At 49.7% G+C, this 13,526-nt stretch carries 15 protein-coding genes; all 15 read right to left on the reverse strand.

The features are described 5' to 3' along the window. Positions 1 to 64 precede the first annotated feature (64 nt). The gene (locus ACFSUF_RS19855; RefSeq protein ID WP_377605776.1) at positions 65 to 277 is read right to left on the reverse strand and encodes a hypothetical protein; all 213 of its coding nucleotides are present in this window, start codon (positions 275 to 277) and stop codon (positions 65 to 67) included. 108 nt (positions 278 to 385) lie between these two features. Further along, complete coding sequence (locus tag ACFSUF_RS19860; protein WP_377605779.1) at positions 386 to 922, reverse strand: hypothetical protein; 537 nt, start codon at positions 920 to 922, stop codon at positions 386 to 388. 264 nt (positions 923 to 1,186) lie between these two features. Further along, positions 1,187 to 1,393, reverse strand: a complete 207-nt coding sequence (locus ACFSUF_RS19865) for a hypothetical protein (RefSeq protein ID WP_377605781.1) — start codon at positions 1,391 to 1,393, stop codon at positions 1,187 to 1,189. Between the two features lie 415 nt (positions 1,394 to 1,808). Continuing rightward, positions 1,809 to 3,722: a phosphoadenosine phosphosulfate reductase domain-containing protein gene (locus ACFSUF_RS19870; protein ID WP_377605784.1), complete on the reverse strand. Its 1,914-nt coding sequence runs from the start codon at positions 3,720 to 3,722 to the stop codon at positions 1,809 to 1,811. Positions 3,723 to 3,804: 82 nt separating this feature from the next. After that, positions 3,805 to 4,863 carry a DNA cytosine methyltransferase gene (locus tag ACFSUF_RS19875; RefSeq protein ID WP_377605786.1) on the reverse strand — a complete coding sequence of 353 codons (1,059 nt, stop codon included), beginning with the start codon at positions 4,861 to 4,863 and terminating at the stop codon, positions 3,805 to 3,807. 63 nt (positions 4,864 to 4,926) lie between these two features. Then, positions 4,927 to 5,346 carry a hypothetical protein gene (locus ACFSUF_RS19880; RefSeq protein WP_377605787.1) on the reverse strand — a complete coding sequence of 140 codons (420 nt, stop codon included), beginning with the start codon at positions 5,344 to 5,346 and terminating at the stop codon, positions 4,927 to 4,929. Between the two features lie 566 nt (positions 5,347 to 5,912). Continuing rightward, a complete protein-coding gene (locus ACFSUF_RS19885) occupies positions 5,913 to 6,086 on the reverse strand; it encodes a hypothetical protein (RefSeq protein WP_377605789.1) in 174 nt (57 codons plus the stop codon). Continuing rightward, the gene (locus ACFSUF_RS19890; protein WP_377605792.1) at positions 6,070 to 7,194 is read right to left on the reverse strand and encodes a hypothetical protein; all 1,125 of its coding nucleotides are present in this window, start codon (positions 7,192 to 7,194) and stop codon (positions 6,070 to 6,072) included. The genes ACFSUF_RS19885 and ACFSUF_RS19890 overlap by 17 nt, the downstream gene beginning before the upstream one ends. Positions 7,195 to 7,304: 110 nt before the next feature. Continuing rightward, positions 7,305 to 8,360, reverse strand: a complete 1,056-nt coding sequence (locus ACFSUF_RS19895; RefSeq protein ID WP_377605794.1) for a hypothetical protein — start codon at positions 8,358 to 8,360, stop codon at positions 7,305 to 7,307. 665 nt (positions 8,361 to 9,025) lie between these two features. Continuing rightward, on the reverse strand, positions 9,026 to 9,343 hold the full coding sequence (locus tag ACFSUF_RS19900; RefSeq protein WP_377605796.1) for a hypothetical protein: 318 nt from the start codon (positions 9,341 to 9,343) through the stop codon (positions 9,026 to 9,028). Between the two features lie 27 nt (positions 9,344 to 9,370). Next, positions 9,371 to 9,790 (reverse strand): DUF6573 family protein, encoded by a 420-nt coding sequence (locus ACFSUF_RS19905; RefSeq protein WP_377605798.1) that lies wholly within the window; start codon positions 9,788 to 9,790, stop codon positions 9,371 to 9,373. Continuing rightward, a complete protein-coding gene (locus ACFSUF_RS19910) occupies positions 9,675 to 10,526 on the reverse strand; it encodes a hypothetical protein (protein ID WP_377605801.1) in 852 nt (283 codons plus the stop codon). Before ACFSUF_RS19910 ends, ACFSUF_RS19905 begins: the two co-directional genes overlap by 116 nt. Before the next feature lie 5 nt (positions 10,527 to 10,531). Beyond that, positions 10,532 to 11,017: a hypothetical protein gene (locus ACFSUF_RS19915; RefSeq protein ID WP_377605804.1), complete on the reverse strand. Its 486-nt coding sequence runs from the start codon at positions 11,015 to 11,017 to the stop codon at positions 10,532 to 10,534. 82 nt (positions 11,018 to 11,099) lie between these two features. Further along, complete coding sequence (locus ACFSUF_RS19920) at positions 11,100 to 12,662, reverse strand: hypothetical protein (RefSeq protein ID WP_377605807.1); 1,563 nt, start codon at positions 12,660 to 12,662, stop codon at positions 11,100 to 11,102. An 18-nt stretch (positions 12,663 to 12,680) separates the two neighbouring features. Beyond that, on the reverse strand, positions 12,681 to 13,355 hold the full coding sequence (gene radC / locus ACFSUF_RS19925; RefSeq protein ID WP_377605810.1) for a RadC family protein: 675 nt from the start codon (positions 13,353 to 13,355) through the stop codon (positions 12,681 to 12,683). Positions 13,356 to 13,526: the final 171 nt, after the last annotated feature.

A 13,526-nucleotide genomic window follows, 5' to 3' on the forward strand; every position in this document is an offset into this window, starting at 1 on the left:
CGGTGGCTTTTGCCAACCGTAATTCTTGCAAGCCACCCAGCGGCAATTTTTGCAGGTTTTCATATTACCGACACCCTTCGTATTCTGAAGTATAAATCGAGTCACCAACCACGTTGGAATTAAACAGTATCTCCAACAAGTCAGTTTCCTCATTTCCCTTCGCTCTCAAATCATTGAACAAGAATTTTAGGTATAAGTCCTTCTCCACTAGACGAAGCATTTGTTCTGCATTGAATTCTGGAGCGGGTTCATCCCTTTCATACTCCTTAGGGTTCATATCCAATTTCCTCCTTGGGTTATTTTATAAGGAAAATCTAAATGCAGAGCATGGCTTCGCGGATACGATTCTCCATCTGCAGGGCGTAATCCCGTTACTTAGAACGAATTAGTCAGCAACCTCAACTATGAATCGCCATTTCCCAGGCTTCTCCTCTTGTCCGCCTGACGGCTTGACCTCAAGGGTCCGTTCCGGCTTGGATAACCGTTTCGTACGGGCATCCTGCCATAATCGAGCAGGGAGCACATGCACTTCCGCATATTGCTCTCTGGCAATCTCGTCAGCTTTCTTTTTTGCTTCTCCTTGAGTCATGGCGTACTCCTCGATAACGTCAGGAACCGTCTCGTTTCTAAAAGAAGCCATAACTTGCCTCCGAATTAACTCGGGTGTTTCGGTGGTGACGATAAACCCGTTAACGAGTTTTCCGTCTGCTCTTGGCATAACCTTGACCGCCTTCGTTTTCTTTGGTGCCGTGGCGTGTACCGGTTTCTGCAGGCACTTCGAATCAACCCATTCCCGAATGTCATTCCCGCCGCCTTGGTAAGAATCTTCTCCATACAGACGGTTCAGTTCATCAATGAAATCCCGTCTTGCTTCTCTTTCATTCATGCCAAACCCATAACCCGAACGTGTCGCTTTTCCCATCTCAAATACCTCCACTTTTTTGGTTTAAGCTCCTCTGATCTTCTGTTTTCGGGCATAAAAAAAGGAAACGCAAAAAAACATACGGGTCCCGTATGTTTGAATGGTCTCCTTAATAACACCCTTTGTTTAAATCGCTTGAAAAGCGGCTCCTTCCGCAGCCAGAAAATTTGACGGCACGGAAAACTTGATTGTGAATCGTATTAAGGTAATTATAACGTATTCCGATCAAGCGTGTAAATAAAGGAAAAGCCGCCTTTCGGCGGCCTATTCCTCTTGGGTGACGATAAAACCTGATTCGTTGTCTACGCAAAACTTGATCTCGCGATTGTCGACCGTTCCCTGGAATTCATAGGACGCTGCCGTCGGTCCGATGTATCGGACGTTCGTCGCATTCTCCTCCCGCTCGATCCGCGCAGTCAACGTCGCAATATCCCGGTCCGTCAATTCACGTTTCTCTGGAAACAATGCCATGTGCACTCACCACCTTTGACTTTGACTATCTTTGACTATAATAATGCCATAATCTGCCGACATAGTCAAGAAAGGTCAAATAATGAAAATCTCCGATTGTTTGTTAAAAAAAACTTCGCATCTCCATACCATAGTGAAGTAAGAAAAAATTATACCCAAGGGGGATGGCCAACATGGCTAAAATGTCAGAACCTCAACGTACTGCATACTTCAATCAACTTGCCAATCAGTGTAGATTTCCGGGAGGCGCTGCCTATATGCGTAACGTCCTCGCTCCGATTGAATCTCAAAAGACTGGCTATGCCGAATCGACCATTTGTAAGTACATTGAGAACATTCTGCAGAAGCATTACCGCGAAGTCTGGTAAAAGAGTATGAAAAAAGACCGGAACGGCTTTTGCCGTCCGGTCCTTTTTCATTGCTCCCGCTCCGAAGCCCAATATGGCACTATCTGGCCGGCGTCGATCATGGCGAGCACGCGGTCGATCGCCGCGGCGTCATCGGATGATCTCCGGTCGATCATGCCGTCAGGGTTAAGAATCGGGTCATACATATCCGCCATAAAGAGCGGATCGGTCGAGTAAAACGAGCGAAGCACGTTGCGGAAACGGTCGGTTACCGGAAGCCCTTCGGTGAGCTCTCGTTTCTGCACCTGGCAGAAGATTTCATCGACCTCTTCATCCCGCAGCGGAATGTTTAGATCCGCCATCTTTTGAAGAAGAATAGTTCGAAAATCAAGCGTCCAGTTACCGAAGCCCGGCTCGAACCGGGGCCGGTTGCGATTGTCCCGCTTGTAACCGGAGTACGCGCAGTAACGAATGTCCTGTCCCGCCTTAAAATACTGACGCATTTCATAAAGCGGGCGAATTTCCTCATGCAGCTCCATTTGGTTCCGCAATGAGGTGTCGTCAGAGATGATCGTGCAACTCCAGCAGCCCATTCTAGCTGCCTTTCCGGTGCATGAGCGCACCGCTTCATTCTCGCTTAGGATTGATGCACCGATGGGACATTCCTCAAGCCCGCCTCCGCTCATGGCCGAGCCATATAGGTGAATGAGGTGAGAATTGCCATAGTCGTAAGTGTCTTTCCACGGAACATCGTTCCGCATGAGATACGTTATCGTGTCCGTGGCGCTCCAGCGCCGGATCGGGGCTGCTGTCAGGATGCCTTTGACTACGTGATTACCGTAAAATTCATCGGCATAGTGTTTGTCGATACTAGCGGCACGTGCGGTAGATTCCGGTTCGCGCAGCCCGAGGAGCTGACAGACACGCTTCCCCTCCGTAACAAACTGTTCCAGCGCTTTTCGTCCCGGGGTTACCTTGAGACGGTCGACGCACCAGCGAAAATTGGCACTCGGAGTGGCATACCCCCTACCAAAGACCGTCACCATGTAAGTGTCGGTAATGGCCGGCTCCACGATGATGAACTGGACACCGATCCCCATGCTGTCTACGGCTTCCTTCAGCCTGTGGACGTGAGCAGCGAGCAGGGGATTCTCTGTCAATACATCAGCCGATACAATGACGAGCTCGGTTTTGCAGTCCGGATTCTCCTGTTTGTAGCGAAGACATTTTTGCATAATGACCGAGCTGTCCTTACCTCCGGACGCTGGTACCACGACTAATTCGCACTCGCGAAATACCCTTGCTATTGCTTCATCCGTCTCTCGCTCCAGTGCCTCGTTGACGGACCCAGCAATGCCCATGCGCTCCCCGCGGATCGGTTCGACAACCGACGTCTCTACGACAAACGGGGCAGCATCGAACAAGTCGAGCTGGATGCCGTTGTCGATGATCTTGAGCGGGGGCCATGGTAACGGTTCCTTCACTCCGTAGGGCGGGAAAGGCATATCGTCACCGAAAACCTCAATGGCAAACGAATGACGCTCCCCCCGCGCTTTGAGTACCAGCTTGTGAACCGGGGATTCATAATGCCAGTTATACGGCCCGGTCATTTCGTGTAGGATAGCGTCAACGTAGGCTTGCTCGGGAATCGTAATGCGGTATCCCGCTTCGGCAATCGTTTCGATTAGATCCTCCAGTCCGCCGCCCATTGACAGGTGACGATAGTGGATGTCCGAATCCTTACCGTAAAGCGCCCACATCGGTTTCTCGTCCACGAAATGATGCAGCACGACAAACGTACCGCCATGACCGAAAACGGCCGTCCAGTCGCGGATCACGCCGTAATAAGATAGACCGTACTCCTGCAGAAGCCCCCATACAAAACGGGTATCGTTGTTCTGCCGTTTCAAGTTGATCGAGGGGCGAACCTTGTTGGGCGCGTCTTCAAAACGATAATCAGTTTGTTCTTGGCAAACATTCATCTGAATTACCCTCCTATCCCCCCGCTGCACCGGGGGGGCAATGTTTCAACCCGCCCCGTGCAGGGGAAAATAGGAAAATCCCTTATGTGCCGATGATGAATGAAAACTGGCCATTCCGGTCGGCAGAGAGCCAGTCCTCCACTTTCCTAGCCGGAGTGGGAGCGGGACGGTTGTTTCTCGCCGGCAGCGGTTCGCTCCGGTCAGAAAGACGGTCCATCATCAAATGAAACGCAGCTTCGATTCCGATTGCCTTCACAACCCGACAGTCCACTGAATTTCCGAGCATGTACGTCCTCTTCGTTTCGGCAATTTCTTCTGGAAAAAAGAAGTCGTCGGGGATATCCAAGATGCGTGATATTTCCTCGGACGTAAACGGCCGCCACAGGTACGGATGGTCGGGGTGGGATAGGTATGAGCTTGTAACCTGCACTTTGCTGTAAGAGGCTACCAGTGCTGCCAAGCGTACGTCCTTAGGCTTGACCAGAGTGTAGTTTTTATCGCTCCGGAAATTGTTGTTGCCCGATTTATTCAGCAGCCCTTCCATAACAGTACCGCTTATCTCGCGCCACGGTGCCCGGTCCTCCCATTCCTTACCGATGACCTGCTCAATCGTTGGTCTGCGGTGGGCGGGAATCTGAGGCTCTGGCCAAGCGAAATTATCCAGTGGCGTCCTTGAAGCCACGACGTAACCTCGGCGCCGGCCGGCCGGACTACCAAAATCGTAGGCGTCGAGTCCTGATCCTGTGATGCGCTCGGTCCAATACGGGAATTCATTTTTGAGCATGACTTTAAGGTGATGGTAGCTTCTCGAGCTGAAATAGGGGATGACTTCTTCAATCATGACGATCTTGGCTTGGCTGGCAAGTACGAGGTTAGCATAGATCATACCCATGCCTTCCAGGTATCCGCCCGCTGAGTCGCCCCCGCTTCCCGCGAGAAGCGAGAATTTCGTACAAGCCGGGGACAGCCATGCTGCATCAACCGGTTCAATGTACGAGGGGTTTAGCCTGCGAAGATCGCCCCAATATGCGGCACCGTCTGCGAAATTTGACTTATAGGTCTCGATCGCTTCTGGAAGAATGTCACCGCCAAATACAGGCTCAAAAAAGCCGGTTGCCTCCAGCGCCTTAAAAGACCGCAAGCGAGGAATCTCCAAAATTCAATTTGAATGTGTCCACAGCAGCATTCCAATAGTCGAGCCCACCTACACAGGAGTACAGCCCGAGGGGATTGAGAAGCACCGGAGGCGGCCAAGTTCGTGGCCTTGCAATTCTTCGTCTTCTCTTACTTCCGTTAAGGAAAAGCCGACGCTCATTCCCCTAACTTCGATCTCCCCGTCGCGAACGATCATATCAATCCGCTGGTGGGCGCGTAGAACACGGGTAATCTCTTGGTTCTTGCGGTCAAAATATGGGCGGGGCTCCCTCCAACCGGCACGCTGCCGTCTGGAAATAACGCCATCCCCATCTTCACTCCGAACCAAAAAGATCGCTGCTTCCTCGATGCGGACCGCAACTGGATCGCCCGGAGTGAAGCCGGCACTCTCCAGAACGGTCGGCTCGAAATATAGCCTGGTATTTCCCTTCGCGGCAGTCGTCATCAGATTGCGAACCATCTTGATCATTCCAATTTCTTCTCCTTTTGGGCACAAAAAAGACGCAAAAAAGGCAGACGGGTCCCGTCTACCTATATCACGCCAAATTTGAAACCGAATATTAAATGCTTAATAAGCTGCTCCTTCCCCATCGAAAATGTGACGTTGGGGAAAATTTGTAACTCTTGTATTGCTTTTTATTATAGGGGTTTTCATATACTGAGTAAATGAGACTTGGCTATTTTTGTTAGGGACGGAATTATAAGCGGCTCCCCTCTATTTCCAACCACTGTCGCCATGCTTTGGATCATTTAATATCTACTATTAAAAGCTGCTCCCTCCAATCCAAAATGGCTGGGAAGTTACTTATTCTTCCGTTTGACCTTATCTAGCATAGCGCTTCTTTTAGCGCGCCGCTCCTCGATGAGTTCCTTTTGTGACCGATCGGGAAGTGGCACAGGCTTGGGGCAAAATGACACAATCTTTTTATCTTTCATCCTATCCACCCTTAACGAGAGAATAGTAGAAAGTCTGCCCCAAACGCATCTCGTATAAACATAAAGCCCCCTTGGTTTTCACCAAGGGGGCTTCGCAAATTATCTGGTTAATTGAGCAAGACGCTCGATGTTGTGCTCTGTGACGGAAGTCCGCTGACCTATCCGCTTCAACATTTCTTCACGCAGCCTACGGCGTTTTTGGATGATACTTTGTTGAGGAACATCCATAATTACCTGAACGATAACAGCAGCGGTATTATTTTGCTTCGGCATCTTGGCCAACCTCCTTCTGAGAAATGATACGTTGTTGAAGAGTTAAGCAAAACGCATGAATAACTCTACGAATCTGCCTTGACTCTATTATACCATTTCCTAGAATTAGAGACAAGGAGCGTTCGTCATCATCATCGAAATGGAAGCACCATACCCACGTCTCTTCCTCCAGCATGGTCATCCGAAATGCCACAAGATGACGTCCAGGGTAAGGGTTATTGTAGTGTGCTTGTTCCTGCTCGTCTTTTACTGCGACAACAGCTGCAAAATGCGCATCGGCGTCCAAATCAAGGTTCCGATGTTTTCCAGAGGTACCCTTGTCCAAAATCAGTTCAAGGGTATTTTCAGTTTTACGATACAATGAAAAACCGGAGATGAAATCCAGATCAGATAAGTCGAGCCGATTGTTCACGTACCGGAACAAATTCTCGTTTACCTTTTTGATGATCCCCACAAGATAGGAAATGGCATTCTCAGATTTGACCAATTCATCCTCGAGATGTTCGATTGCAGATTCCTGTTCATCAATCGTCTTTTTAAGATCAGCGATGCTGCTTTGCAGGAACTCATGCTGGCTCTGAGAGTAGGCTACGACGTATGCTACGCTGGACGGATCGTGGTTATTCTGACTAAATACCGTATTTACAATGTCGTAAAGACCCTCGAAGGTGAAGTCATTTTTATTAACAAATTGCGCCCACGTCATCTCATACTCCTCAGGGCGTCTTGTCTTAAATGCCTCTACATGGAAGTCCGGATGCCCTATGGTCGCCATTTTGCCAATATAGACTTGGACATAAATGATGTAAAAGGCAGATGCGAGAGTGATTGCTCCCGCAACACTAAGCCAGATAGGCCAAGGTCCGTAATTACCTGCCAAGATACCAGCAACGGTCGGACCAATAATCGGTAGGGATGCCCACTGGATACCTTTAATAAGTTTGACGTGCTTAAAGTAGCTGCCAAATGTCTTCAGTGGCCCCAACCAAGCTTTCCCTCGCCAATGCTGTCCGTTCTGGCTTCTCATCTTGGATATAACCGGATCCATATTAAATTTAATCTCGTTGAGATAGCTATGATAGTTGGCTTTGATCTGTTTGACAACCATACTTGTACACTCACCCCAATCTAATATACAACAATAAGCAGGATAAATCCCGAATGCCGATTATTTTTTGGGTACAAGCGGTGCTCGCACCCCATACCCCCTACACTTCCTCACGTACAGGAAATGAGGGTTGCGTTACCGCTATCCGGGGGCGGCAGTTGATCAAAGTTGAGCTGTAAATCCCAGTATCGATCCTCCAACGCAGCGAGTGAACGTACGTTGAAGCCAAGTGCTTCCTCGCTCGACATCCACCGTGGAGCAGTTGTATCACCTGCGAAAGTGATCAACTTGCGGAAGATGCGGCCGTTTAGCCAGGTACTTGCATCGGCAGAAAACCACGGATGACGCAATAGAAGTTCTGTCGTGCCGAGGCCGAGCGCATGGAAATTTGCTCGGTCACCAAAGCGCTTGAAGATCTCACCAAAAATTCGAGCCCGATCCTTCCGACTGACAAAGACGGAACCGCCAATGGCGATTACTTCATGGTCTTCAACAATAATTTCCTCCAACACATTAAGCGAATTCTGGACGTGAAAAATCGGTATCGGCCGGCGCCCGACAACCCGCTCCAAATACTCCGTGTTTCGGCGTGTCTGAACCGGGTCAGCAATGACGTCAGCCGTTAGGTACTGATAGATCACATCCGAATGCGCTTTGACGAACTCTGCGTAGTCGTGGAGGTCCACCGGCTTTGGTGATTTCCCCTTCTTTACGGCTTCGTAATAACTCTTTTCCCCTGGATCCAATATTACACACTTGTAATCGAACCCAAGCTCCCGCAGATTTTCCTTCCAGCCATCCGAAAGGTCATTGCGGATATTGTAGTAATTCAGGAGGACAAACAGCCCGCCATTTTGCCGTACAATCCTTACGTCGTCTTTTCCCTTGCTGACGCCGGAGAAAATGTAGCGAAGCCCGCGCAGGCTTAGCCGGACCGCCTTCGTTTTGGTTTCGGTAATCTTGCAAATGTCACTCATCATCGCCTTAATGAGACCGGCCAGAGCGCTCGAAAACGAATTGATTCGAATCAACGCCTTGAGGGTCGTCACCCTGCGATAAAAGAATAGCAAGCGCTCGCCGTAAACTGGAACGAGGTATTCGGTTTGGCTTTTGGCTTTTCGCGGTGGTGACGTAGATATAATCTTTTGTGACCTTCTGAATGACATTTGGGCGCCGTTCCTTCACGGTCAAAAAGGTGTACCCTTCCTTGCCGAATTTGCGTAAAAACGCCCGCTCCTTAGCCGCAGCCTTGATATGAAAATGATTCATCGTACTTGCTCTTGCAACCAGGCGGGAAACCCCGCCGATGGTTACAGCGGAGCTTCCCTCCTTAGTTGTTCTTTATTTCCCTACCCGTGACATTGGCTTTCGGAATGTTCAGCAAAGCGGGGCGGGCGGATCGTTCGGTGCGCTGCCCTGCGGGCTTCAATCAGCACCACGACATCTTGCCCACCCGACTGTGACCGTAAATCCCCCCATGAAAGGTCAGAGTAGACCTGAAGCCATTTCATACGCAGCGCGTCGGCTTCCCAGAATCCCACCTGACGTGATTTTAGGCATTGATACCGCAAATAGTACCAACCGCCCTCCTCCCTACCTCCAAAACCGCGTGTGACCGTGTAGACATTCACCCAACGTGCGAGACCAAACAGGTTGTGAAGGACAATCCAACACCAGGACAACGCTGCTCCAACTTGTTTCAGGAAGGAAAACCACGGCCGTAATGAATTGGATGAAACCGGAGCGGGAGCAGCAGCCATTCTTTCGGCTGCCTCTTGCTCCTCGATCTCATGCAGGTATGCGAACATATCTATTTGCTCAATAGAGGCCATCAACTGTTAGCCCTTTCGGCAAGCACAAGGGAACGGAGTGTACGGTAAGCGCGGAGCCCCCGTGATACCGCGGCGCGAACCTCGGCCAGCACAATTGCACGAAGGCGAGGCCGCAGCAGGCGCGGATCGCAGATGACATAACTTCCATCCTCAAACACGACTTTGTTTCGATTCGCGTTTTCAAATACAGTAGCTGGCTTCCAGGCGACCACCTTCCCGACTTTGCCGACAAGGGTCTTAGAGTCAGCGTTCCAGCTGGAACGGAGAACCACATGTTCTCCCGCGGTGTACAGTGTAATAGTGCTCGTACTTTTCATCTAAATTTCCTCCTAATGGCATATAGGTTAGTCCTCGTGTTGGAACTGCACGGTAATGACCGGTTCATAATCGTCACCGAGCAGCAGCGTGGCGTAAAGCGGAAAGTCCTTTGATTGACCGTCAACGGTCACGGTGTGCGAAAATTCAAGTTTCTCACCGCTTGCATGGAGCATTTCGCCTTTAAGCGTCAGCAGAAGCTTTGCTAGTCGCCCCATTAGCGTCTCGCAGGATTCTTTGGCAGCCTCGTCAGGATCGAGTATGTCAAACCACACGGAACGGGTTACCGCCACCGGAAAAATGATGCCAACCCGCCTAGCGTACGTTGTCACATTAACCAACACTCCGTCGGCGATGGCCTCGGCGCGGCTGTATGCAGATATCACCATGTCCTCGCTGTTCTGTTGAATACCAGGCATATTTATCACACTCCTCAAAATCTCTTTCATCTAAACCAGCGGAAACAGGCGGAAGTCCGAGCCGGCAAAGTGCTTCATCCCGGCCGTAAAACTTCACGTAGTTGCTCCAGACAGCAGCAATTTGCGGATCAAGCTTATTCACAGCTTTCGCGAGCTCAAAGCCTTGACGAGTCCACCATTGGTTTTCCCGATCCGCACGGAATTGTTCACCGTACAGCTTCGTCATCTTGCTCTCGGACCACTTTTGCTTTCGGATGTCGTATAGGATTCCAACGACAAACCATTGATTCGTATCTTGGCGATAGTAGGTCAAATGGTAGCTGCGATGCTCACTTCCGTCACGTTCTTCGTATGAGACGAGAATGATATTTGTCTGTGGCAGCTGCTTGCAGAGCTCCGAAGGCATTCGAGAAGCAAGGTTGTCGTCGAAGACAGGGTTATAGACCTTCGGGGGCTGCGGGTTCTGGTAGATATCCCGGCAAACCCTCCCGTTGACCTTCACGCACCATAGGCGCACGATAAACTCGTACAATGCGTCCTTGCAAGCTTCGTCCGAAATGTGCTCAGCCTTCCAGTCCTTATAGCTTTCTTCCCCCTGGGCGGTAAGTTTCCGTATTTCCCGCTCCGCTCGTACGTCCCCTCCATAACCTGCATTTCCGCGTTGGTGATTTGCAAGGGACCGGAATTCTTTGTAGTAGGCGTCTATGGAAACGTCATGTTTATTCACGATGCCTGCGATGTCGAACAACTCAAGTTGAACACTCACGGCCATCACCCACCTATCAACAAAAACCGCTTCGGTCTTCGCCGGTGCACAATGCGTATCAGCTTGATGAAGTACCACTCACCTGAGACCTTGCGATAATTAGCAAGATTTGTGAGGATCATCATATCTGCGAATACACGTGCGCCAAGTAAACGGAATCCGCTTGTCGATAACGTAAAACCCTTTCTATTACGGGATTGTAATGTAAAGGAAGTTGCACTAAGCGTCATATTCGGAAAACCGGTTCCGAATTTTTGTTGCGCATCGCACAGCAGCCGATAGAACTTTCGTTCCCCCGCATTGTAAAAGCTTGGGAATGGATGGTGATGAAGCTCGTATACACCACTGCCTTTTGAGCTGACGATGAAATAGCGGTTCAAATAACGTCCGGTCAGTTTAGCCCGAAGCGAAACGCACATAGCAGAGAACACCACCGTAAAAATAAACATCAAACTGGCCAGGATGAAATAGATAATCGCCTCAATAATCACTGTTAATTTCCTCCCATTTTCGAGTAGATATAGAAAGGGGGAACCGCTATGAGCCGCGGACCCCCTAATAACCAACCACTAGTTACGCAACGATTTCACTCTGCAGAACCGCTTTCGGAACGACGGAGGCGACAAAATACTGTGTCACCGGCTCATCGAAGCTTTCCACCGATTCGGCATTGTCAATGTAAACTGGGTACGAAATATTTCGCACTTGGTTCAGCAGACCAGCCAGTTCGATGGAGCAGCGAATCTTCTCGGATGTGGAGAGCGACTTGTACTCGGTCTCGTCCTCACCATAGAGAATGGAGAAATCGAGGGTCATTTCGCCCGTGGATCCGGAAAACTTGAAGAGCTGGATTTTCGCCAGTTTCAAGAATGAATTCACGTACTCGACCTGCATTTCCGCGTACTGGAGCATGAAGTTTTTGACCGCTTGCATATCGGCTTTTTTCTCCTGCTGCTCCGTTACAATCTCATCGTAGATTTCGCGCTGCTTCGTAAGATCACCCGCCATTTTTAGCTTCGCGGCGCGCTCTGCGACGACAGCGGACAGCTCCTCAATCTCAGCTTGTAACTCCTCGATTTTGAGCCGTCGCTCTCCCTCATAGGCGAGCATAGCTTCGGCGTTCTCGTTGGTCACCTTCTCAATTTCTGACGCAAGCTGAAAGCCTGCCTGCTTGATCGCATCGCACTCCAGTTGAAGTTCCTTCAGTCGTGCTTTGCGGGCTGAAAATTCAGCCGCAGCTTCCTCTGCCGTATGCTCACGTTGGCACGTTGGGCAGCGGTCGCCGGCTTCGGACAATGGCTTTTCCTTGAGCTCCTTAAACTTTTTGGCCCGCTCGTCGTACTGAAAACGCAGTTGTGCCCTTTGTTCCTGGAGCGGGGCGAGGTCATGAAGTACCGGCTTGTCCGCATCGACGGCACAAAGGATTCGTGAAAACTCGTCTCTGAGATCAGCCAGTCTATTCTCGTCTGCCTCTACAATCGCTTTCGGAACGTCGAGCATACTGTTGATCCGCAGGTAATCAATTTTTCCCTGCACGTTTCCGAGTGCCTTGTCGTTTTCAAGGATTTCAGCTCGTATATTTTTCAGCGCATGTTCCGGATTCACCATATCAAGGGATTCTATACGAACTTGGTCATCTTCGTGCAGCCGGGCAGTGACGTCGGCATGGTCCAGCTTGGGGAGCAACGACACCAGCATGTTCCGTGCTTTGGTCGGCTCCGCAATGCCGATCGTACCGAAATACCCTGGAACGAAAACGCTCAGGAACAACTCCATGGGCCCAATGAGGCCATCAATCTCATACTGCTTCGCCTCGTGGCCGTTAATGAACAAGGAAGAGGACTTTCCCTTTCGCGTCCTGCAGAAGTCATAGTGGACGATGGAGCCATCTTGCTGCGGCAGGTCCACGCCGATCTTCACAATCGTTTCCTTGGCCGACTTGTTTTTTAAGCGGTCATAGACTTCTTTCGTCCGTCCCGCCAAGTCACAGCCGTACAAACACCAGGTTATCGCTTCGGAGATTGTTGTTTTTCCCTTACCGTTTCCACCGCTGATATGGTTGACGTGGCCGAAGTGGAAGATCGCCTTCGATTTGTGAAGCTTAAACCCGGTAATTTCTGCGTCAGTTATTTTCATCCTAAATACCTCCTAAATTCAAATCACGCCTTGTTGTTTGAAGCTGTACCAATTGTCTCCGCCTATAATCACATGATCCTTTACTTCAATCCCAAGTAATTGACCGCATTCGACTAAACGATGGGTCATCTCGAGGTCTTCCGGCGACGGGTAAACATCTGTCGAAGGATGATTGTGAGCAAAGATGATGCTGTTGGAACCTCTCCGAATAGCAGCTTTGAAAACTTCCCGCGGATGAACCAATGCTGAATTCAAGGTACCTACGGAAATGGTCTCCCTGCCAATCATCTTGTTTTTCGTATTAAGGAACAGACACACAAAATGTTCCTTATCGAAGAATTTCAGGTCATAGACAGCGTCCCGTGCATCCTCAGGGCTACGAATAATGACTTCATCGTTCACCTTTGTTCCACTGATACGACGGGCCAATTCAAAGACCGCCATTAGGTGATAACTCTGCCTTTCGCTCAATCCGAAGAGTGTAGATAGCTCATAATCAGAAAGGGAGGTCAAATATGCCAGGCCCTTTTGGAGAATGTCATCTACTGCAACAGAAAGCAAACGGTCCCGCATCAGCGGCTCCAAAATGAGAATCAATAGGTCCTTGTTGGAGAGAGCACCTGGGTTGCACGTGTGATGATATAGACCCATTGCTTCCTTGATCGCGGATTGATTTAACACTTTTACGGACATACCTATTACCCCCATCACGAATAAAAAGAGAGGAGCACAAAGAAGCTCCTCTCTTCGATTATTATTCAGTCAACCGATTACTTGAGTGTAAGCTTGCCGATTACGGTCTGTTCTTTCAAGTAATTACGTTGCTGGTTCAATCGTGCACATTTCGAAATAGCCACCAATTGT

This window comes from Paenibacillus gansuensis (genome assembly GCF_042684925.1).
Classification (GTDB): Bacteria; Bacillota; Bacilli; order Paenibacillales; family DY6; genus Paenibacillus_N; species Paenibacillus_N gansuensis.

Coding starts and splice junctions, on each gene's coding strand:
- ACFSUF_RS19855 (WP_377605776.1), bottom strand. CDS start 277: ATGAACCCTAAGGAGTATGAAAGGGATGAACCCGCTCCAGAATTCAAT.
- ACFSUF_RS19860 (WP_377605779.1), bottom strand. CDS start 922: ATGGGAAAAGCGACACGTTCGGGTTATGGGTTTGGCATGAATGAAAGA.
- ACFSUF_RS19865 (WP_377605781.1), bottom strand. CDS start 1,393: ATGGCATTGTTTCCAGAGAAACGTGAATTGACGGACCGGGATATTGCG.
- ACFSUF_RS19870 (WP_377605784.1), bottom strand. CDS start 3,722: ATGAATGTTTGCCAAGAACAAACTGATTATCGTTTTGAAGACGCGCCC.
- ACFSUF_RS19880 (WP_377605787.1), bottom strand. CDS start 5,346: ATGATCAAGATGGTTCGCAATCTGATGACGACTGCCGCGAAGGGAAAT.
- ACFSUF_RS19885 (WP_377605789.1), bottom strand. CDS start 6,086: ATGCCGAAGCAAAATAATACCGCTGCTGTTATCGTTCAGGTAATTATG.
- ACFSUF_RS19890 (WP_377605792.1), bottom strand. CDS start 7,194: ATGGTTGTCAAACAGATCAAAGCCAACTATCATAGCTATCTCAACGAG.
- ACFSUF_RS19895 (WP_377605794.1), bottom strand. CDS start 8,360: ATGTCATTCAGAAGGTCACAAAAGATTATATCTACGTCACCACCGCGA.
- ACFSUF_RS19900 (WP_377605796.1), bottom strand. CDS start 9,343: ATGAAAAGTACGAGCACTATTACACTGTACACCGCGGGAGAACATGTG.
- ACFSUF_RS19905 (WP_377605798.1), bottom strand. CDS start 9,790: ATGAAAGAGATTTTGAGGAGTGTGATAAATATGCCTGGTATTCAACAG.
- ACFSUF_RS19920 (WP_377605807.1), bottom strand. CDS start 12,662: ATGAAAATAACTGACGCAGAAATTACCGGGTTTAAGCTTCACAAATCG.
- radC (WP_377605810.1), bottom strand. CDS start 13,355: ATGTCCGTAAAAGTGTTAAATCAATCCGCGATCAAGGAAGCAATGGGT.